The organism is Xanthomonas cucurbitae, from assembly GCF_002939885.1.
GTDB lineage: Bacteria > Pseudomonadota > Gammaproteobacteria > Xanthomonadales > Xanthomonadaceae > Xanthomonas > Xanthomonas cucurbitae.
Genome location: NZ_MDED01000149.1, coordinates 1 through 361, shown reverse-complemented (window position 1 = coordinate 361; position 361 = coordinate 1). Strand labels below are relative to the sequence as shown.

Genomic DNA, 361 nt, shown 5'->3' with positions numbered 1-361 from the left:
CCGCAGGCCGCTTGGAAACGGTGATCGTCAGCTTGCAGCAACAGACGCAAGACGCGCAGGCGCAGATGCAGGCCACCAGGGAGCAGGAGGAGGCCAAGTTCAAGCAGGCGATGGTGGCCTTGTTCCAGGCGCAGCAGCAGCGGATGGAAAGCGCCTTGCTGCCCAGGATTGCTTGGGCCTGGAAGATCATCGCGACGCTGGCGATGTGTTTCGTTCTGCTGTTGATGGGGTTTTTCTTGCTGCTGAATCAGGCCAACGACCAGCTGCACGCCGCACGGGCCCGCGCGGCGGCGGCGGACGTGCGAGCGGACGTGCAGGAAGCGGCCAGGCATGTCGAGATCACCTCCTGCGGCGGCCGGCC

Annotated in this window: 1 protein-coding gene; it reads left to right on the top strand. The window is 65.4% G+C overall.

The window, feature by feature from the left end; all coding sequences use genetic code 11:
* Positions 1-20: 20 nt before the first annotated feature.
* Positions 21-361: hypothetical protein (locus XcuCFBP2542_RS19140; RefSeq protein ID WP_338117685.1), on the top strand; the 341-nt coding region annotated here is incomplete at its 3' end.